At 67.3% G+C, this 20,107-nt stretch carries 18 protein-coding genes and 1 pseudogene; 9 read left to right on the forward strand and 10 right to left on the reverse strand.

From position 1 onward, the window contains the following. Positions 1-364: 364 nt before the first annotated feature. Positions 365-730 (reverse strand): annotated as a pseudogene (locus JO059_RS19555) (peptidoglycan endopeptidase); the annotation flags it as partial. 350 nt (positions 731-1,080) lie between these two features. Between JO059_RS19555 and JO059_RS19560 the strand changes: the two are divergent. Next, entirely contained in the window at positions 1,081-1,500 is a 420-nt protein-coding gene (locus JO059_RS19560) for a DUF732 domain-containing protein (protein WP_293321727.1), read from the forward strand. A gap of 126 nt (positions 1,501-1,626) precedes the next feature. Here the strand turns inward: JO059_RS19560 and ychF are convergent, their stop codons facing one another. Further along, positions 1,627-2,718: a redox-regulated ATPase YchF gene (gene ychF, locus JO059_RS19565; protein ID WP_293321729.1), complete on the reverse strand. Its 1,092-nt coding sequence runs from the start codon at positions 2,716-2,718 to the stop codon at positions 1,627-1,629. Between the two features lie 101 nt (positions 2,719-2,819). On the opposite strand from ychF, the gene JO059_RS19570 reads away from it, so the two are divergent. Beyond that, on the forward strand, positions 2,820-4,070 hold the full coding sequence (locus tag JO059_RS19570) for a DUF6542 domain-containing protein (RefSeq protein ID WP_293321731.1): 1,251 nt from the start codon (positions 2,820-2,822) through the stop codon (positions 4,068-4,070). On the opposite strand, the gene JO059_RS19575 is transcribed toward JO059_RS19570, so the two are convergent. After that, on the reverse strand, positions 4,067-5,068 hold the full coding sequence (locus tag JO059_RS19575) for a 4-hydroxy-3-methylbut-2-enyl diphosphate reductase (protein WP_293321733.1): 1,002 nt from the start codon (positions 5,066-5,068) through the stop codon (positions 4,067-4,069). The two genes, JO059_RS19570 and JO059_RS19575, sit on opposite strands and share 4 nt — an antisense overlap. Positions 5,069-5,168: 100 nt before the next feature. Between JO059_RS19575 and JO059_RS19580 the strand changes: the two genes are divergently transcribed. The 4 genes from JO059_RS19580 (at position 5,169) to JO059_RS19595 (ending at position 8,468) form a co-directional block, all read left to right on the forward strand. Continuing rightward, complete coding sequence (locus tag JO059_RS19580; protein WP_293321735.1) at positions 5,169-5,825, forward strand: lipid droplet-associated protein; 657 nt, start codon at positions 5,169-5,171, stop codon at positions 5,823-5,825. Further along, positions 5,822-7,060 carry an exodeoxyribonuclease VII large subunit gene (xseA, locus tag JO059_RS19585; RefSeq protein ID WP_293321737.1) on the forward strand — a complete coding sequence of 413 codons (1,239 nt, stop codon included), beginning with the start codon at positions 5,822-5,824 and terminating at the stop codon, positions 7,058-7,060. Before JO059_RS19580 ends, xseA begins: the two co-directional genes overlap by 4 nt. Continuing rightward, positions 7,050-7,286, forward strand: a complete 237-nt coding sequence (locus JO059_RS19590) for an exodeoxyribonuclease VII small subunit (protein WP_293321739.1) — start codon at positions 7,050-7,052, stop codon at positions 7,284-7,286. The genes xseA and JO059_RS19590 overlap by 11 nt, the downstream gene beginning before the upstream one ends. A 72-nt stretch (positions 7,287-7,358) precedes the next feature. Beyond that, positions 7,359-8,468: an NAD-dependent epimerase/dehydratase family protein gene (locus JO059_RS19595; protein WP_293321741.1), complete on the forward strand. Its 1,110-nt coding sequence runs from the start codon at positions 7,359-7,361 to the stop codon at positions 8,466-8,468. A 130-nt stretch (positions 8,469-8,598) separates the two neighbouring features. Here the strand turns inward: JO059_RS19595 and JO059_RS19600 are convergent, their stop codons facing one another. The 3 genes from JO059_RS19600 to JO059_RS19610 are packed head-to-tail and all read right to left on the reverse strand — an operon-like array spanning position 8,599 to position 11,641. Further along, positions 8,599-10,143: a carboxylesterase/lipase family protein gene (locus JO059_RS19600; RefSeq protein ID WP_293321743.1), complete on the reverse strand. Its 1,545-nt coding sequence runs from the start codon at positions 10,141-10,143 to the stop codon at positions 8,599-8,601. Between the two features lie 15 nt (positions 10,144-10,158). After that, positions 10,159-10,956, reverse strand: coding sequence for a dienelactone hydrolase family protein (locus tag JO059_RS19605; RefSeq protein ID WP_293321745.1), 798 nt, complete (start codon positions 10,954-10,956; stop codon positions 10,159-10,161). A gap of 10 nt (positions 10,957-10,966) precedes the next feature. Beyond that, positions 10,967-11,641 (reverse strand): DUF4245 domain-containing protein, encoded by a 675-nt coding sequence (locus tag JO059_RS19610; RefSeq protein WP_293321747.1) that lies wholly within the window; start codon positions 11,639-11,641, stop codon positions 10,967-10,969. 55 nt (positions 11,642-11,696) lie between these two features. On the opposite strand from JO059_RS19610, the gene glpX reads away from it, so the two are divergent. Genes glpX through JO059_RS19625 form a run of 3 tightly spaced genes read left to right on the forward strand, consistent with a single transcriptional unit; the run spans position 11,697 to position 15,213 of the window. After that, positions 11,697-12,776, forward strand: a complete 1,080-nt coding sequence (glpX, locus tag JO059_RS19615; protein ID WP_293321749.1) for a class II fructose-bisphosphatase — start codon at positions 11,697-11,699, stop codon at positions 12,774-12,776. Positions 12,777-12,802: 26 nt separating this feature from the next. Then, positions 12,803-14,224 (forward strand): class II fumarate hydratase, encoded by a 1,422-nt coding sequence (locus JO059_RS19620; RefSeq protein WP_293321751.1) that lies wholly within the window; start codon positions 12,803-12,805, stop codon positions 14,222-14,224. 23 nt (positions 14,225-14,247) lie between these two features. Beyond that, a complete protein-coding gene (locus JO059_RS19625; RefSeq protein WP_293321753.1) occupies positions 14,248-15,213 on the forward strand; it encodes a hypothetical protein in 966 nt (321 codons plus the stop codon). On the opposite strand, the gene JO059_RS19630 is transcribed toward JO059_RS19625, so the two are convergent. The 4 genes from JO059_RS19630 to JO059_RS19645 form a co-directional block, all read right to left on the reverse strand. After that, positions 15,203-16,660: an adenylate/guanylate cyclase domain-containing protein gene (locus tag JO059_RS19630; RefSeq protein ID WP_293321815.1), complete on the reverse strand. Its 1,458-nt coding sequence runs from the start codon at positions 16,658-16,660 to the stop codon at positions 15,203-15,205. The two genes, JO059_RS19625 and JO059_RS19630, sit on opposite strands and share 11 nt — an antisense overlap. A gap of 52 nt (positions 16,661-16,712) precedes the next feature. Beyond that, complete coding sequence (locus JO059_RS19635) at positions 16,713-17,588, reverse strand: polysaccharide deacetylase family protein (protein ID WP_293321755.1); 876 nt, start codon at positions 17,586-17,588, stop codon at positions 16,713-16,715. 88 nt (positions 17,589-17,676) lie between these two features. Beyond that, positions 17,677-18,978: a PhoH family protein gene (locus JO059_RS19640; protein ID WP_293321757.1), complete on the reverse strand. Its 1,302-nt coding sequence runs from the start codon at positions 18,976-18,978 to the stop codon at positions 17,677-17,679. A gap of 250 nt (positions 18,979-19,228) precedes the next feature. Next, positions 19,229-20,056, reverse strand: a complete 828-nt coding sequence (locus JO059_RS19645) for an acyl-ACP desaturase (RefSeq protein ID WP_293321759.1) — start codon at positions 20,054-20,056, stop codon at positions 19,229-19,231. Between the last annotated feature and the right edge of the window lie 51 nt (positions 20,057-20,107).

Here is a 20,107-nt window from a genome sequence, read left to right on the forward strand (position 1 = left end):
GGCTCATGTCCCGCCTTCAGCAAATCTCGACCGGGGGCCGGTATTGACCGCATCAGACAAACTCGTCTACTGGCACTTCATGGAATTGATGCGCGCCGGGAACCGGCGGTGCAAGCCAGCCGGGTATGTGATAGGAATTCGCACGGATCAGAGTGACCGCTGAATTCCGTGCGATCGCTGGGCTGGCATTGATTTGTTATAGAGCCGCAATTCCAGCGTCGCCGGGAGGCGGCAAATCGGGGGCTGGCGGAGGTGGAACTTGCGCGTCGACAAGAACGGGCGGCGCATCCGGCGGGGGCGGAGCGTCCGGCGGCGGAGGCGGCGCATCCGGGGGCGGAGGCAATGCGGCGTCGCCATCGGGCGGCATCGGTAAGAACATGTGGTGGGTGAATCCGGCCTGGTAGGCGCCAGCGCCGCCGACGTGGACGCCGCCGCGTTCACCACTGGACACGGCGGTGCCGTCCGGCAGGGTTACAGCCGTATGGCCGCCGTTCCAACCGATCACCAACGCATTGGGCGCGGTTCCGTATTGAAAGCCCCGCGCTAATAACGCTGCTTCCTCGTTTCCCGTATTGAATCGGCTGCCGAAAATCGGCCTGTCGGCCGCCGCGTTGGCAATCCATGAAGCCAGCCCGGAGCAGTCGGTTCCCGCGGGCGTATCCCCGCCCACAACATAAGGCGTACCGGAAACCTGATTGATAAGCGACATTAATGCTGCCAGAACAACCATGGGCAGGGACGCTAACAAGAAAGGTCATTGGCCGCCAAAAATTGTGTCGTGCGTCATGTGCAAATTCGGCAATGGCGTGCGCCACATTCGCAGCAAACTAGACGCCGGTATTCCGCGGCACCCCGGCCCGTAGGGTCATCGACCGAAACGTCACCGGCCGGCCAAGCACGCTCAGCGTGGCCGTTTGGATGACTCGCCGCCGTGACAGCTCGTCAGCTTCACCGCTCGGCGTGCTGGAGAGCCCGAACGGCGCGGTCGCGTCCCGGTGCTCGCTAAACTGCGATGAACGTTGCGTTAGGTCCAGCGCTGCTCACCCGACGCCGTGAGTCTTGTGACGAGGAGGATTCATCGTGGTGAGAGCCGTCGCCTTATTAGCCCTTGCCGTCGGATTGGCTGTGCCGGCCTATGCGGACACCACCGACGACGCGTTCCTCACGAACCTCGGCACGTCCGGCATGGATTACGGCGCCCCCGACAAAGCAATCCAGGTCGCGAAAAATGTGGTCTGCGCCACCCTGAGCAATAACCCCAATACCCCCAACGCGGAGCTGGTAACCAAAGTCACCGACGTAACGCATTGGCCCCCGCTCAACGCCGCCTACTTCACGGGCGCCGCGATCCAGGCCTACTGTCCGCAATACGGCTCCATTGCCGCCCCGAGCGTCCCGAGGAGGGCTCCCACTGCCCCCAGTACGGCCCCGCCGAAGTCGACGACGCCATCGGTCCAGCCCGCGGCTACGCGGATCAGCATCCCCGCCGACCGGAGGTAGGTACGGGCAACTGCCGCACTTCTTGGACTGCCGGGACGTTGCCGGGAGCCGGAAGTCGGTAACGTCGCGTACGGACCGCCGATTGTGGTCAGCGGAACGTCGAACGCACGTCTGGTAAGCCGTCGGCTATTTCTTCGACGCCGACGCTTGTCCGTGGCGAAATTCGACCACATCCCCGTCGGCCATGACGTAGTCCTTGCCTTCCATGCGGACCTTGCCGGCGGCCTTGGCCGCCGCCATCGACCCGGCGGCGATCAGGTCGTCGTAGGACACGATCTCGGCCTTGATGAAACCCTTTTCGAAATCGCTGTGAATCACCCCGGCCGCCTTGGGCGCGGTGTCGCCTTGGTGAATTGTCCACGCCCGCGCCTCTTTTGGGCCGGCAGTCAGGAACGTCTGCAGTTTCAGGGTGTGAAAACCCGCACGGGCCAGGGCGTCGAGCCCCCGCTCGGTCTGCCCGATCGATTCCAGCAGCTCGGCGGCCGACTCGTCGTCGAGCTCGGTCAGCTCCGATTCGATGGCGGCGTCCAGGAACACCGCGTCGGCGGGCGCGACGAGCCGACGCAACTCGGCGACCCGCGCAGCGTCGGTCAGCACGGACTCGTCGGCGTTGAAGACGTACAGGAATGGTTTGGTGGTCAGCAGGTTGAGCTCGCGCAGCGGCGAGACGTCGACGCCCGCGGCGAACAGGGTCGTCCCACCGTCCAATGTCGCCTGAGCCGCCACCGCCGCGTCGTACATCGGCTTGCGCTCCTTGTTGGTTCGAGCCTCCTTCTCCAGCCTCGGCAGCGCCCGCTCCAGGGTCTGCAAATCCGCCAGAATCAATTCGGTCTCGACGACCTCGATGTCGGATTTGGGGTCGACCCCGCCTGCGACGTGCGTCACATCGTCGTCGGAAAAAACCCGGACCACCTGGCAGATGGCGTCGCACTCGCGAATGTGCGCCAGGAACTTGTTACCCAGCCCGGCGCCTTCGGAGGCTCCCTTGACCAGCCCGGCGATGTCTACGAAAGTGACCGGCGCCGGGACGATGCGCTCGGAATGAAAAAGCTCCGCGAGTTTGGCCAGCCGCGGGTCCGGCAGCGCGACCACACCCTCGTTGGGTTCGATCGTCGCAAACGGATAATTGGCCGCCACCACGTCACTTCGGGTCAGTGCGTTGAACAGCGTGGATTTGCCGACGTTGGGCAGGCCCACGATTCCCAGGCTCAGGCTCACGGGGAATCAAGTCTAGGTTGCTGGGCGCCGACCCATGGCGCGCCCGGCATCTCGATAAGGTCTTTACGGGCGTTTCGGCACATTCCCGGTACGGTCTACATGTGTCAGCACAGCGCGAAGCGTCGGCGGTCGAGGCCGGCCACCGTTCGATCCACCCGAACATCCCGGGCGTTCCGTGGTGGGCCGCGCTGGTCATTGCCCTCACCGCGACCGCGATCGGGTACGGCATCGATGCCGGATCGGGTCACAAGGAGCTGACCCACGTCTTCGCCATCTTCTATATCGCCGGCTGCGTGGCCGCGGTCCTGGCCGTTCGCCAGGAGGGCGTGTTCACCGCGATCATTCAGCCTCCGCTGATACTTTTCTGCGCGGTACCCGGTGCCTACTGGCTTTTCCACGGACGCAAAATCGGCAACCTCAAAGACCTCCTGATCAACTGCGGCTATCCGCTCATCGAGCGGTTCCCCATGATGCTCGGCACCGCCGGTGGCGTACTGCTGATCGGTCTGATCAGGTGGTTTTTCGGGAAGTCGCAGCGGACAGGGACCGAGACCGCGCACGGCGACCAAACCGGCGAGTCGGCCCGATCACACTCCTTCATCGGCGCCGTTGCCGCGAAGCTGGGTTCGCTTCTTGCGCCGGGCACCCACGACGAGGATCTCGGCGGCGATCCCGGGGAGGCGGCACCGCCACGGCGCACTCGCGCGCGCACCTCTCGGGAGGCCACCGCCCGCAGCGACCGGTCGGCGCGTGGCGGTCGGTCCGCCACACGCCCCACCCGAACCCATTCCCGGCACGCGCGGCCGGCCACGGAGGACGACCACGAGCCCGTCGCAGAGCGCCCCCGGCGGCGGCGCCAGGCCCGTCCCCGCGACGCCGATCCTGCCGACATCCCGGGCCGGACCCGCCGTCGTCCCCGGCCGCAGGGCGATCCCGAGCCACTCGGGCAGCCGCCGCGAGAAACCCGTCGCGAAACGCGGCGGAACGGGGCCAATCCCTACGAGTGGCCGTACGACCAGGAAATGCCACGTAGCAGCCGCTTCGACGGCCCGAACCGGTACGGGGACAGGTACGAGGACAGGTACGAGCCGCCCGGCGCCAGCGGGCGTTTCAATCGCTATGCGCCGTACGAGGCGGACCCAGCCTACGAGCCTCCCCGGCGCCGGCGCGCAGCTGCCGGTGGGCCAAACGGCGCAACGCCGACACATCACCCGATCTCGCGCGTCCGCTACCGCGGGCAGGCGCCGGTGAATGAGTCCCGGCCCGAGCCGGGCGGCGAGCCGCGCGCCGAGCGCCGCAGCCGATCACGGCCGCCCGCGCCCCCTGCGGAGTCCTGGGAGTACGACGTTTAAAGGGCCGAGCGGATTTCCCGCGGCAGCGCGAACACCAGGGTCTCCTGGGCCGTCGTCACCGGCTGGACCAGGTCGTATCCGCATTCGCCGAGCCGCTCCAGCACACCACGCACCAACACCTCGGGGACCGACGCACCCGAGGTGACCCCCACCGTGGTGACGCCGTCCAACCACGCCGGGTCGATGTCGTCGGCCCAATCCACCAGGTGAGCGGCCGCGGCTCCGCCGCCGAGCGCCACTTCCACCAGCCGCACCGAATTCGACGAGTTGCGCGATCCGACGACGATGACCAGCTCACATTCGGGGGCCATCGCCTTGACCGCGACCTGCCGGTTTTGGGTGGCGTAGCAGATGTCGTCGCTGGGCGGGTCCTGCAGCTTGGGGAAACGTTGCCGTAGCCGCTCGACGATCTCCATCGTTTCGTCGACCGACAGCGTGGTCTGCGACAGCCAGACCACCTTGTTCTCGTCGCGTACCGTCACGCCGTCCACCGCCTCGACCCCGTCGACCAGCTGCACGTGATCGGGCGCTTCGCCGGCGGTTCCGATGACCTCCTCGTGGCCCTCATGACCGATGAGCAGGATGTCGTAGTCGTCCCGCGCGAATCGCCTGGCTTCGTTGTGCACCTTGGTCACCAACGGGCAAGTGGCATCGATGGTGCGCAGACTGCGTTCGGCGGCGGCGGCGTACACGGTGGGTGCGACTCCGTGTGCGGAGAACACCACGATGGCGCCCTCGGGCACCTCGTTGGTTTCCTGGACGAACACCGCCCCAGCCTTCTCCAGGGTGTCCACCACGTGGCGGTTGTGCACGATCTCGTGGCGCACGTAGACCGGTGCCCCGTGCTTTTCCAGCGCCCGCTCCACCGTCTCCACGGCCCGGTCCACGCCCGCGCAATACCCGCGCGGCTCGGCCAGCAGAACCCTCCTGCGGGCTGGTTCCGTGGCTTTCGCGGACTTCACGGCGCCGGGGATTCCCACGTCAACAGTCGGCGGCATGACATTCAGGGTACTTACCCCCGACATCGAGGGCACGTGGTCCCGCCGGCACACGGCGCGCGGCTTGGCGTTAGCCGCCCCTTGAGGCAGTCTTGGTCACATGGCTACTGCACCGTACGGAGTTCGGCTGTTGGTCGGCGCGGCGACAGTCGCCGTCGAGGAGACAATGAAGCTGCCGAAGACCATCCTGATGTACCCCATGACCCTGGCCAGCACGGCAGCACACCTGGTGATGCGATTTCAGCAGAACCTGGCCGAGCTGGCGATCAAGGGGGACAGCACGCTGGAGTCCTTGTTCCCGCCGAAGGAGGAGAAACCGGAGTGGGCGACCTTCGACGAGGACCTGCCGGATGCCGCCGAGATCTCCGGGGCTGACGCTGTCGCATCGCCCGAGGGCGGCGACGCCGATCGCCGGGCCGAGGGACGGTTCGCGTTGTACTCGATTACCGACGCGCCCGAGGCCGCCAATCCGCCGACCAACGCCGCGGCCCAGTCGACGAAGTCGGGTGCGGCCAGCGCAAAAGCCACAAAAGGCACAAAAGGCACAAAAGCCACGAAGGCACCGGCGATTCCGGAACCGCCGGTGGCCGCCGAACTGGACTATCCGACGCTGACGCTGGCCCAGCTGCGGGCCCGGCTGCAGTCGCTCGATGTCGACGAGCTCGAGGCGCTGCTGGCCTATGAGCAGGCCACGAAGGCCCGTGCACCGTTCCAGACGCTGCTCGCCAACAGGATCACCCGCGCGAACGCGAAGTGACCTCCCAGCTCAACTCCGCGGAGAACCCCTTTCCGGTGCGGGCGGTAGCGATCCGGGTCGCCGGCTGGATCGACAAGCTCGGCACGGTGTGGGTTGAGGGCCAGCTGGCCCAGATCACCATGCGGCCCGACTCCAAGACCGTGTTCATGGTGTTGCGTGATCCGGCCGCCGACATGTCGCTGACCGTGACCTGTCCGCGCGACCTCGTCCTGGATGCGCCGGTCAAACTGGCCGAAGGCGCTCAGGTGGTGGTGTGCGGCAAGCCCTCCTTCTATACCGGGAGGGGCTCGTTTTCCTTGCGGCTCAGCGAGATTCGTGCCGTTGGCGTCGGCGAGCTGCTGGCGCGCATTGACCGGTTGCGCCGGCTGCTGGCCGCCGAAGGACTCTTCGACCCGAGGCTCAAGCGGCCAATCCCCTTCCTGCCCAACATGATAGGCCTGATCACGGGTCGGGCCAGCGCCGCGGAACGCGACGTCATGACGGTGGCGGGCGGGCGCTGGCCGGCGGTGCGTTTCGCCGTGCGAAACACCGCGGTCCAGGGGCCGAACGCGGTCCCGCAGATCGTCGAGGCGTTGGCCGAACTCGACCGCGAACCTGAGGTCGACGTGATCGTGCTGGCCCGCGGCGGCGGCAGCGTTGAGGACCTGCTGCCGTTCTCGGACGAGACGCTGTGCCGCGCGATCGCGGCGTGCCGCACGCCGGTGATCAGCGCGGTCGGGCACGAGCCCGACAATCCGCTGTGCGACCTGGTGGCCGACCTGCGCGCCGCCACGCCCACCGACGCGGCCAAGACGGCGGTGCCCGACACCGCAGCCGAGCGCCGGCTCGTCGAGGACCTGCGCCGGCGCAGCGCGCAGGCGTTGCGCAATTGGGTGTCTCGCGAACAGCGCGCGCTGACCCAGTTGCGCAGCCGACCGGTGTTGGCCGACCCGCTGGCGGCGCTGACGGCACGCGCCGACGAGATTCACCGTGCCCGCTCGGCGGTCCGCCGCGACATCGGTCGGCTGGTCGAGGCCGAAACCGACCGTATCGGTCATCTGAGCGCCCGGCTGGCCACGCTCGGCCCGGCGGCCACGTTGGCCCGCGGCTACGCCGTGGTGCAGACGGTTCCCGACGCCGGGGCTGCGGCGGTGTTGAGGTCGGTCGGCGACGCGCCGCCGGGCACCCGGCTGCGCATACGGGTCGCCGACGGGGCCGTGGGGGCGGTAAGTGAGGGGCTGACCGATGGTCACTAGCGACGACCATCCGGTTACGCCTATTAGTCAGCTCGGCTATGAAGCTTGCCGGGACCAGCTGATCGAAGTGGTGCGGGCCCTGGAACAGGGCGGGTTGGACCTCGAGACGTCGCTGCAACTATGGGAAAAAGGGGAACAACTCGCAAAAAGGTGCGAAGAGCATTTAGCTGGCGCACGTAAGCGAGTCGAGGACACCCTGGCCGCGGGCCGCGCCGAGGAGGGCTGAAACCCGTCGGGTCCGCGGGGTCGATCCGCCATTTGTTTTCAAATTTGGAACACGTTTCAGTATGCTTCCGGCATGGGTGATCCATCACTGACAACCGAACTCGGCCGCGTCCTGGTCACCGGCGGCTCGGGTTTTGTCGGCGCCAACCTGGTGACCACCTTGCTCGACCGCGGATACCACGTCCGCTCCTTCGACCGGGCCCCGACACGGCTGCCCGAGCACGACCGCCTGGAGGTGCTACAGGGCGACATCACCGACCCGACCGTCTGCGCCAAGGCGGTGGACGGCATCGACACGGTGTTCCACACTGCGGCGATCATCGAGCTGATGGGCGGGGCGTCGGCGTCCGAGGAATACCGGCGGCGCAGCTTCGCCGTCAATGTCGACGGCACCAAGAACCTGCTACGCGCCGCGCAGGCGGCCGGCGTGAAGCGGTTCGTATACACCGCATCGAACAGCGTGGTGATGGGCGGTCAGCGCATTGCCGGCGGCGACGAAACCATGCCGTACACCACACGGTTCGACTCCCTGTACACCGAAACCAAGGTGGCTGCCGAGAAATTCGTGCTCTCCGAGAACGGCAACGGTGGCGTGCTGACCTGTTCCATCCGGCCGAGCGGCATCTGGGGCCGCGGCGACCAGACCATGTTCAAGCGGTTGTTCGAAAGCGTCGTGGCCGGCTACCTGAAGGTGCTCGTCGGCGGGAAAAACGCCAAGCTGGACAACTCGTACGTGCACAACCTCATTCACGGGTTCATCCTGGCCGCCGAGCATCTCGTCCCCGGCGGAACCGCACCCGGCCAGGCTTACTTCATCAACGACGGTGAACCCATCAACATGTTCGAGTTCGCTCGACCGGTAGTCACGGCCTGTGGCGTACGTTGGCCGCGTGCGCGGGTCTCCGGCCGGCTGGTGCGCGACGTGATGGCGGTGTGGCAGCAGTTGCACTTCCGGTTCGGGTTGCCCAAACCGCCGCTGGAACCCAATGCCGTCCAACGCCTTTACATTGACAACTATTTTTCAATCGCGAAGGCCGAGCGCGACCTGGGCTATCGTCCGCTGTTCACCACCGAGCAGGCGATGGCCGAGTGCCTGCCGTACTACAAGGAACTTTTCGAGCAGGTCAAGGCGGCGTCCAAACCCCACGTGGCGTCCGTGGTTGCAAGCCCGCCACCGGAGTAGAGCACAACGAAAGCCAGCCGGCGGCTCGCGTCTCCTCTGCTCACCGACCGTGGTGGCTAGGTACGGGTTTTGACGAATTTTCGTCCATATCGCCCACGGTCGACGCGCGATTTCTCGTCGCCGCCGGCGATCAGCGGAAGCTGACCATCTCGGTGCCCCAGGCGGCCCGGATGCCGGCGTCGACGTCGCGGACGACGGTGTCGCGCCTGCCGATGATCAGGCAGGCACGGTCGGGGACCTGGTACGGAGCCCAATCCGGCTCGCCGCCGACGCCCGCGGGCTTGCCGTAGGCGGCGAAGTTGAGCCAGCGGGTACGCACCCGCTTCGAGACCGCCTTCGCGGTCTTGACGCCGCCGAGCTTCAAGGTCGGGTCCTTCGGCGCACCGAGATTGCCCCACACATAAGGTAATTCGGTGGCGTGGGCGGCGCCGACCAGCAGGAGCTTCAGCAACGGGGTCGAGTAGTCGAATCGGTACAGATACACCGGCGCCACCCGCCGGTGGCCCTCCGACAGCCACACCGACGGCATGCGGAACCCGACGTCGGTCGCGATGCTCAAATATCTTGCCCGGCGCGGCATTCGGGAGTACGCCGACACGATCTGCTCCTGAGTGGGCAATTGCAGGTCGGGCTGCTCGGCGGCAATCTGGGTGAACATCGACGTGATCGCACGCGGGGTGACCGGCATCAGCGGCGAGCGCATCAGCCGGAAGAGCGCCGCCTCACGCTTGTTGCTGCCGATGATCACTGGGACGGGGTGCGTGCGGCCCTGCTGCGCCAGCTTGACCGGGTAGTCGTGCAGCAGCTCACCGTCGACGATCGGGACGAACGCGAGCGTACCCGGATTTCGCACAGGGACCTCGTCGAAGACCTCTTGCGATGCGGCGATGATCGCGGCGATCGGCGCTTCGACCAACCTGCCGGCGTCGGACGGGGTCACTCCCATCTTGTCCAGGACGCTGACCGCGACACGCTGTGCCCTCTCGCGGTCGTAGACCGACGTGGCCGGCGAGCTCTGAGCGATCGCGCCGGCGAACAACCCCTCGGCCGCGGGGGCGGCGAGCAGCGTCGTGACGATGCCCGCGCCTGCCGATTCCCCGAACAGCGTGACGCGTTGGGGATCACCCCCGAACGCCGCTATGTTGTCCCGCACCCAGCGCAACGCCGCCAGCACGTCGTGCACACCGATGTTGGAATCGAAGCGGCGCCCGGCGGTGCTGAACGACGACAGGTCGAGAAAGCCCAGCGCTCCGAGCCGATAGTTGACCGTCACCACGACGACGTCGCCACCTGCGGCCAGCCTGCGTCCGTCATACAGTGGCTGACTGCCCGATCCCAGGATGTAGGCGCCGCCGTGCAGCCACACCAGCACCGGCTTCCCGTCACCCGGCTCGGTGCCCGACGACGTCCAGATATTCAGGCGCAGGCAGTCTTCACCCTGCGGCGCACCCAGGTCGAGGGGCATGTTCGGGAAGGACGGCTGCGGGCAGGCCGGACCGAAGGAGGTGGCGTCGACCACCTCGGTCCACCGTTCGGGGGGCTCGGGAAGCCGGAACCGCAGGTCGCCGGCGGGCGGTGCGGCGTACCGGACGCCTCGCCAGGTGCGGATCTCGCCGTCTTGGGTGCCGCGGACGGGGCCGTAGGTGGTGTCGACCACCCGGTTGTCGATCGCCATGCGTTCGGGGCTTCCCTAGCTGAGCCGCTCGGTGAGAAACTCGACGACCCGTTTGCGGGCCTCGTAGGCGGGTTGGCCGTCGACCTCGCGCACCTCGTCGGTGAGCACCGAGTGCGCCATCTTCCCGAAACCGCCTTCGTTGCCCGGGCTCGAGTCGATTTCGATGACCTCGAACGCGTCGCCGAGCCGCTGCTTGAGCGTCGCGAACCGTTCCCGCGGGACGGTGCGGTCCTCGCTGAATCGCAACCCCATGGCGCACAGTCCTTCTCGGGCGCAGCGCTCGGCCACGGTGGCCAGCTCGGGCTCGCTGAGCCCTGGATCGGCGCGTCGGGCACGGCCCAACGGCAGCGGCACCGACGGCTGGCTGAGCACGGGAGCCAGCACACTGTCGTCGACCGCGGCGGCCAATGCGAATCCACCGGTGAAGCACTGCCCGATGACGCCGACCCCCTTGCCGGGCGTCGACGCGTTGAGGTCACGGGCCAGCGCGCGCAGGAACAACGAGACCGGCCGCTGCTTGTTGGTGGCGAACGCAGCGAATTCCCTTGCGACACAAGCCCTGCTGATGCTGCTCAGGATGTAGCCGACGGTCTTCGGCTTGCCCGGCTCCCCGAACAGTGACGGCATGGCGACGGTGAAACCGTTGTCCACCAGGTGATTACCCAGGGCCAGCACCGCGGGATGGATGCCGGGTATCTCGGGTATGAGCACCACACCCGGGCCGGCGCCCTTCCGATAGACGTCGTGGGTGTAGCCGCCACCGGAAAACGGCGCCACCGTCCATCCGGAGAGGTCTGCGTGCGGTGCGGTCACGTGCTTTCCTTCAGCGTGCGGGCAGGGGCGGCTGCGATTGTGTGGCCGCCGCCAGCGTACGGAACTGATCGGCGCTGCCCGCACCGGTGATCGCGACCTGGGTCGCGCCGGCCGGGCCGCTGAGCCTGGTGGTCCATATCGGTTCGGCGGCGGCGCCGTCCTGTCCGACCCCGCGATAGACGATCCAGCTGGTGCCGTCGACGTCGACCGTGCCGGTCGGATACGCCGACGGATGGATCGAGCCGACCAGCCTGTCCTCGTCGGCGTTGCTCTGCGTGAGGCTCAGATAGAGGCCCGAGGGGCTGATGAATCCGACCGTCGAGGTGGCCGCGTGCAGCCGCTGACCGGTCGCCGGGTCGGTGCGGCTGTTCTCGATGCCGCCCCGGCCGCCAGAGTTGGGCTGCCAGCCGGCGGGCAGGTGGGCCAATCGGATGGGGAACCCCAGCGTCTGGGCATCCGCCCGCAGGGCCGTCGCCGCGTCGTAGGACGGAACAACTCCCTTCCCCGTCCCTCCCGGTTGAAACGAGCACATGCCGACCAGGCCCGCCAGCAGGATGCAACCGACCACCAGCGGTACGAGCGACCACAGCATGTCGCGGCCATCCTGCAGCAGCCGCGGCTTGGCGGGTCGAGGCGCCGGAGCCGGCTCGCGTACCTCGACGTTCGGCTGCGGCTGCTCGGTCATCCCCCGAGTATCCCAGTTTCAGCAGACCGATTCGCTTCTGGGACAATCTGCAGCCATGACAGTTGAGGGGGACCGCCCCGCCGCCGCGACTGGCCGCGACCCCGCGCAGGCACGTCCGCGAGGCGAAGCACCGGACCGCAACCTTGCCCTGGAACTGGTGCGGGTCACCGAGGCGGGCGCGATGGCCGCCGGCCGCTGGGTGGGCCGCGGCGACAAGGAAGGCGGCGACGGCGCCGCGGTCGACGCGATACGCGAGCTGGTGAACACCGTGTCGATGCGCGGGGTGGTCGTCATCGGGGAGGGCGAGAAAGACCAGGCGCCGATGCTCTACAACGGCGAAGAGGTCGGCAACGGTGACGGCCCGGAATGCGACTTCGCCGTGGACCCCGTTGACGGCACGACGCTGATGAGCAAGGGCATGCCGAACGCCATCTCTGTGTTGGCGGTCGCCGATCGCGGCGCCATGTTTGATCCGTCGGCGGTGTTCTACATGAACAAGATCGCGGTCGGACCGGAAGCCGCAAACGTGCTGGACATCACCGCGCCGATCGCCGAGAACATCCGGGCGGTCGCCAAGGTCAAGGCCTTGTCGGTACGCGACATGACCGTGTGCATCCTGGACCGCCCGCGGCACGCTCAATTGATCCAGGACGTGCGGGACACCGGAGCCCGCATCCGGCTGATCACCGACGGCGACGTGGCCGGCGCCATCTCGGCCTGCCGGCCCGACTCCGGCACCGACATGCTGGCGGGTATCGGCGGTACCCCCGAGGGCATCATCGCCGCCGCGGCCATCCGCTGCATGGGCGGTGCCATTCACGCCCAGCTGGCGCCCAAGGACGACGCCGAACGCCGCAAGGCGCTCGACGCCGGCTACGACCTGGACCGGATATTGACCACCGAGGATTTGGTATCCGGGGAGAACGTCTTCTTCTGCGCGACCGGGGTCACCCAGGGCGACCTGCTCAACGGCGTCCGTTACTATCCGGGCGGTTGCACCACCCACTCGATCGTGATGCGTTCCAAGTCGGGCACCGTGCGCATGATCGAGGCCTACCACCGACTTTCCAAGCTCAACGAATATTCCGCCATCGACTTCATCGGCGACAGCTCTGCCGCCTATCCCCTGCCGTAATCGAATACAGAACAAGGACCTCATCAATGGCCGATGAAGCCGAGTACCGCATCGAGCACGACACCATGGGCGAGGTGCGGGTGCCCGCAAAAGCCCTGTGGCGCGCCCAAACTCAGCGAGCCGTGGAGAACTTCCCGATCTCGGGCCGCGGCCTGGAGCGCGCCCAGATTCGGGCCTTGGGCCTGCTGAAAGGTGCGTGTGCGCAGGTGAACAAGGACCTCGGGTTGCTGGCGCCGGAGAAGGCCGACGCGATCATCGCCGCGGCCGCCGAGATCGCCGACGGCCGCCACGACGACCAGTTCCCCATCGACGTCTTCCAAACCGGTTCGGGGACAAGCTCGAACATGAACACTAATGAGGTCATCGCGTCCATCGCGGCTACGGCGACCCCTCCGGTTAAAGTGCACCCCAACGACGACGTCAACATGTCGCAGTCTTCCAACGACACGTTCCCGACAGCCACCCACATCGCGGCCACCGAGGCGGCGGTGCGTCACCTCATCCCGGCGCTCGAGGTGCTGCACGACGCGCTGGCGAGCAAGGCGCGTGAATGGCGCACGGTGGTCAAGTCGGGCCGCACCCACCTGATGGATGCCGTGCCCGTGACGCTCGGCCAGGAGTTCAGCGGGTACGCCCGTCAGATCGAGGCCGGCATCGAGCGCGTGCGCGCCACCCTCCCGCGGCTGGGTGAGCTGGCAATCGGCGGGACCGCGGTCGGCACCGGCCTCAACGCTCCCGACGGCTTTGGCGCCCGGGTGGTCGAGACCCTGATCGCTTCGACGGGCTTGTCCGAACTGCGCACGGCCACAAACTCTTTCGAGGCGCAGGCCGCCCGCGACGGGCTGGTCGAGGCGTCCGGCGCGCTGCGCACCATCGCGGTGTCGTTGACCAAGATCGCCAACGACATCCGCTGGATGGGATCGGGTCCCCTGACCGGCCTGGCCGAAATCCAGCTGCCGGACCTGCAGCCGGGCAGCTCGATCATGCCGGGAAAGGTGAATCCCGTTCTGCCCGAGGCTGTTACGCAGGTCGCCGCGCAGGTGATCGGGAACGACGCCGCGGTTGCCTGGGGCGGCGCCAACGGCGCCTTCGAGCTCAACGTCTACATCCCGATGATGGCCCGCAACATCCTCGAGTCCTTCAAGTTGTTGACCAACGTCTCCAGGTTGTTCGCGGAGCGCTGCATTGTCGGGCTGGCCGCCCACATCGAACGCCTGCGCGAGCTGGCCGAATCCTCCCCTTCGATCGTGACGCCGCTGAACTCGGCCATCGGCTACGAGGAAGCCGCCGCGGTGGCCAAGCAGGCGCTCAAGGAACACAAGACCATTCGCCAGACCGTCATCGACCGGGGGCTGATTGGCGACAAGCTGTCGATCGAGGAGCTGGACCGCCGGCTCGACGTGCTGGCGATGGCCCGCGTGGATGACAATGTGAAGCTGCAGGACTGAGTGAGGGTGAGGGTGGTTCGGCGATGACGGCTCCTCCTGGCGGCCCCTACGGTCAGGATCCCTACGGGACCAATCCCTATGGTCAGCCCCCGAATTGGGGCGGCCAGCCATCGGGCGGCTACCCGTACCCACCCCCCGGCGGCCCATACGGCAACACGCAGGGCGGTGCGAATCCCTATGCGGCGGGCGGCTATCCACCGCAGCAGTTCCCCCCGCCCGGGCAGCAGGCCCCTCCGGGCTGGCCGGGCGGCCCGTACCAACCCGGACCACCACCGGGCGGCCCGCGCTCGAAGCTGCCATGGCTGATCCTCGCGGGCGTCGCGGTGCTGGGCGTCATCGTGCTGGCGGTGATCCTGGTCATCGGCCTCAGCAGTGGGAATAAGTCGAACAAGGCATCCCCCTCGTCGACCACAGCGGCGCCGACCTCGCAGCCCAACAATTCTCAGCAGACGGCGACCGGGTGCACGCCCAACGTGTCCGGCGGCGAGAAACCCGCCGGCGGTAGCCCGGTCAGGGCGGGCAAGCTCTCGTTCCCGGACACCGCGGCGCCCGGTTGGGCGCCGTTCTCGGACGACCAGAACCCGAATCTCATCGGCGCGGTGGGCGTCGGCCAAGAGGTGCCCAACGCCAAGGGGTGGATGACCCTGGCCGAGGTTGCCGTAACCAACTTCGTCAGCAGCATGAACGTCAGTGCGCAAGCGTCGAAGTTGATGGACTGCGTGGCCAGTGGGCCCGGCTACTCGAATGCGTCACCGACCCTGGGCCCGAAGAAGACGTCGTCGATCACCGTCGACGGGGTCAAGGCCGCCCGAGTGGACGCCGACATCACGATCGCGGACACCTCGATCGGCGTGAAAGGCGACTCGGTCGTCATCATCGCGGTGGACACCAAGCCGGTCACCATCTTCATGGGCGCCTCACCGATCGGCGATGCGGGCAACGCGAACATCGTCAATGGGGTCATCGCGGCACTGAAGGTCAGCCAGTAGCCGCGGCCGCCGGTGCCGAGACGTGGGTGGCTTCCGAACGCCCACGCAGGACCGTGGAATAGCATTCGGCCCAGTGCGCCCGCTCGGCCTCGCCGGCCCGTTCGATGGCCGCCGCCGAGCACAAAATCCGTCGGTCGGCGGTTTTGGCCAGGTCGGCCAGCCGCGCAGCCTCGTTGACCGCGTCGCCGATCACGGTGTACTCGTAACGGTTTTCGGCGCCGACATTGCCGGCGAAGACCCGCCCCGCCGAGACGCCGATGCCGAAATCGACTGGTAGCCGGCGCAGCTCGGTGGCCAGTGCGCGCGCCGTCGCCAACGCGGCTGACCCCGGCTGACTGGTGCGCAACGGCGCTCCGAAGACGGCAAGCACGGCGTCGCCGGCGAATTTGTTGATCAGGCCGTGGTGCTCGTCGACCGCATCGACCACAATCCGGAAGAAGTCGTTGAGCACCTCGGCGACCTCTTGTGGTGGACGGCTTTCCGCGAGCCGCGTCGACCCCACCAGGTCGATGAAGAGGACCGCCGCGTCGACCACGTCTCCGGACAGCGACGCGCCCTCTTGGATGGCGCGCTGGGCGACGTCAGTTCCGACGTGGCGTCCGAACAGGTCGCGCAACCGGTCCCGCTCGGCGAGCCCGGCGACCATTTTGTTGAATCCCGTTTGCAGACGCCCGATTTGGGACCGCTCATAGGCGCCGACGTATGTTGCGATGCGGCCATGCTCGACCTCGGCCATCGCGTCGACGACCTCGTCGAGCGGATCGGAAATGGACCGCGACGCCAAAATCATGGTCGGCAGCCCGAGCACCAGCGCGGCCAGCGACACCATCAGAACGGGGACATCCAGCGACGCGAACCGTTCGATGAGCCAGCCTTTCGAGCGCAGAACGACCAGGGTGGCGATCACCCCGATGGGAAGCGCGCTGCACAGGAACCACAGCAGAACCAGCCGCGCGAAGACGCCGGGCACCAGGAGGCGGGGCTCGGAACGCAGCGTGGCCGCGGCCAGGATGGGGCGCAGGGTGCGTTGGGCAAGCAGCATTCCGGTGCCCGCGGCAGCCGGTCCGCCGAGCAGCACACCAAGCAGAATTGGCAACAGCAGCGCAGCTCCGCCGCCGCGATTGAGCAGCATCAGAACGGCGCCGGCCACCACCCAGGCCACGAACAAGATCGCCGATTGACGGCCGGCAATTTTCAGTGCGGCTTTTCGCTGCTGCTCGTTCGGTTCCTCACCCGCGGCAAACCAGCGCAGCGTCGGGACGAGAGTCACGACACCCGCCACCGCGACACTGATGGTTCCCAGCACCACCAAAACCACCACCGTCGAGGTGTTCTTCTCGGCGAAGCCAACCGACGTGTGGCCCCGCAGCGGGATCAAAATGGCGGTCGCGCTGACGACGGCGACCACGTAGGCGCTGGCGAGGTCAATCGCGTACCGAATCGCCAACCTGCGAGCGGACTTTCGTTGCACCGTCGCCGTGGGCGCACCCGGAGTGGTTCTAGGCACCGTTGTTCGGTCCGCCCGAGTTCTGGCCGGGGATGTCGGTGATCGGGAAGTTGGGCATCGGCTTGGGTGAGGACGTGTTGGGTAGCGTCGGAATCTCGCCGGCCGGGATGTCGTGCAGTTGGTTGGCGGGCGGCCCGTTTTCCCGGCCCCCGTAACTGCTGCCGGGCGCGCGGGGCCCCAGCAGCTCCGTGACCGTCACCAAGCGGTAGCCATTGGCCTTGAGCACCGGAATGAACTGGTACACCAGATCGACGGTGCTCGAGTAGGTGTCGTGAAACAGCACCACCGAGCCGGGCTTGAGGTAAGTCATCAGCATGTACCGCGTCGCGGCCGTGTTGGAGTCGTTGATCCAGTCGAAAGGGACTACATCCCAGAGGATTTCAGCCAGTCCGAAACGCCCGGCGGTCTGGCGCACGCCTTCGTTGGACAGTCCGCCCGCGGGACGCCACAGCGACGGCGTACGGCCGGTCGCGGCGGTGATCGCATCGTTGGCCTTCGAGAGCTGGCCGGCGACGTCCTCGGGGGGAATCGTCGTCATGTTGGGGTGCTCCCACGTGTGGTTGCCGAATTCCATGCCGGCGTCGGCGATGCGCTTAGCCCCGGCCGGGTTGGCAGCGACCTTGTTGCCGATCAGGAAGAACGTGGCCTTCGCGTCGGCGTCCTTGAGGATTTGCAGCAACCGGTCGGTGTAGGGGCCGGGGCCGTCGTCGAACGTCAGCGCGATGCACTTGACGACCGAGCAGCTGAGGTTGTCGGCGCGGGTCACATGTCCGGTGAGCCCGCCGACCAGCAGCACCACGGCGGCCGCGATGACACCGAGCACCGTCCGCCAGTAGCGCCAGGCTTGGCTGTCGGGTCGTTTCCGCACCTGGGAAGTTTACCCGCCGCGAGACTGCAGCCAGCGACGCGTTTCGCGAGTGGAGCTGTAGTGGAATGCGGTTTCGCGACGGAAGGGCTCAGTGCGGCCCGGCGATTTCCTCGAGCATCTCGGTGACCAGCGCGGCGATCGGCGACCGCTCGCTGCGCAGCAGCGTGATGTGGGCGAACAGCGGATGACCCTTGAGCTTCTCGATCACCGCCGCAACGCCATCATGGCGGCCGACCCGCAGGTTATCGCGCTGGGCGATGTCGTGGGTCAGGACCACCCGCGACCCGGCGCCCAACCTGGACAGCACCGTCAGCAAAACATTGCGCTCCAGCGACTGCGCCTCATCAACGATGACGAACGAGTCGTGCAGCGAGCGGCCGCGGATATGCGTCAGCGGCAGCACCTCGAGCATGCCCCGGGACAGGACCTCCTCCAGCACGGCGGGGCTGGCCAGCCCCTCGAGGGTGTCGAAGACCGCCTGGGCCCAGGGGCCCATCTTCTCGCTCTCGCTGCCGGGCAGATAGCCCAGCTCCTGGCCGCCCACGGCATACAGCGGACGAAAGACCACCACCTTGCGGTGAGTCCGGCGTTCGAGCACCGCCTCGAGACCCGCGCACAGCGCCAGTGCCGACTTGCCGGTGCCGGCCTTGCCGCCCAGCGACAAGATGCCCACCGACTCGTCCAGGAGCAGGTCGAGCGCCACCCGCTGCTCCGCGGACCGTCCGCGCAGCCCGAACACCTCGCGGTCGCCCCGGACCAGCTGCACGCGTTTGGCCGGGGTGACCCGGCCCAGCGCATGCGAACTGCCGCCTAGCAGGCGAATGCCGGTGTGGCAGGGAAGATCTCGTGCCTCGACCAGATCGATCTCGCCGTCCGCGAACAGCGCGTCGATGTCCTCGGCGGCGGTCTCGATCTCGAACATGCCCGACCATCCGGAGGCCACGACGTCCTGTGCGTGGTACTCGTCGGCGGACAGGCCTACCGCGGCGGCCTTCACCCGGAGCGGAATATCCTTGCTGACCAATGTGACTCGCTTGCCCTCTGCGGCCAGGTTGGCAGCGCAACTCAAGATTCGGGAGTCGTTGCTGTCGGTGCGAAAGCCCGCCGGTAACACCGCCGGATCGGTGTGGTTCAGTTCGACGTGAAGCGTACCGCCTTGTGCGCCAACGGGAATGGGCTGATCCAACCGTCCGTGCTCAAGCCGGAGATCATCGAAGAGACGCAACGCCTGACGGGCGAACCACCCCAGCTCGTGGTGGTGGCGCTTGGCCTCGAGTTCACTGATCACCACCAGCGGGACAACCACCTCGTGCTCGGCGAACCGGCTGCACGCCCAGGGGTCGGACAGCAGCACGGAGGTGTCGATCACGTAGGTCCGGGTTTCGGTCACGAAGCGCTCCTCGAGCGGGTAAGCCCGGGCGGACCCGCGCGGGCATGTCGGCGGGAGCCGCAGCACCAGGACCGGGGCCGGTCCTGCCTAGAAACACCTGAGCGGTGACGGAAGGTGCCGCCCTGGCAGCAGAGCATGTCGCTGGCCATCGAGAACGACGCTACTCTCGTCGCCGGTCGGCCGCCGTGCAGGCGCGCCGAGAGTCACACGGCACCACAAGTCCGGTTTAGAGTCCGGCTTAACGTCCGGCTTAACGGATGACGAATTCCCTCAGCGAGGGCTCGTCGGCCACACTCCATTCAGTGATGCGGTCGGAGATCGCCCGCTGCAGGTCGGCCGGGCCGAAAATGCCGGCGTCGGCGACTCTGCGCACCTTGTCGGCGTAGGCGTCGATGTCGGCACCCGGAACCTGAAGATCCGCCGCGCGCGCCGCGATCGCGGCGATCGTCTCGTCGCGGGTGTACTCCAGGCAATGCGCCACGAGGCTGGCGAAGATGTGCTCGTGGCGCGCCTCGTCGCGGGCGATGCGGTCGACGAGTCCGGCGAGGATGGGCTCTTCGATCTCGGCGGCCAGGTTGCGGCAGAGCACGGCGTGGGCGCGTTCGCTGAACGCCATGTAGACCAGGGTCTCGACCTGCGTGTACGTATCGGCGCGGTAGCCCTTCATGACGTACTGGACGCGCGCCTCTTCATTGGCGACCGGGTCGACCTCCCGGGTCACCACCAGGTATTCGCGCAGCGCGATGGCGTGCAGGTGCTCCTCGGCAGTCCACCGGCCCAGCCAGCGGCCCCACCACTCCTCGAGGATGAAGTGCTCGACGAGTTCGCGATGGTGGCCGGCCATGTTGTCCTTGAGCAGCAAGAGGATCTCACAGGCGTCGGTGATGGTCCTGGGCAGCGTCGCGTCGGAGGACTCCCAGTCGCGGCCGCCGAGGAAGGCGAAGTTCTCGCCCTGGTCGAACGGCACGTAATCGTGCGCGAACCAGAGATCCTCGGTGCTGAGGTGGTGGTCCATCAGTCGCTCGACGACCGGCTCCAATTCGAGGGTCAGCGCGTTCGGAATGGGTTTCTGTGCCATGCGGTAACTGTAACTTCCAGACACAGGTTCGGTGAAATTGTGCGCTCGTGT

The sequence above is a fragment of the Mycobacterium sp. genome, assembly GCF_019247615.1.
Taxonomy (GTDB): Bacteria; Actinomycetota; Actinomycetes; order Mycobacteriales; family Mycobacteriaceae; genus Mycobacterium.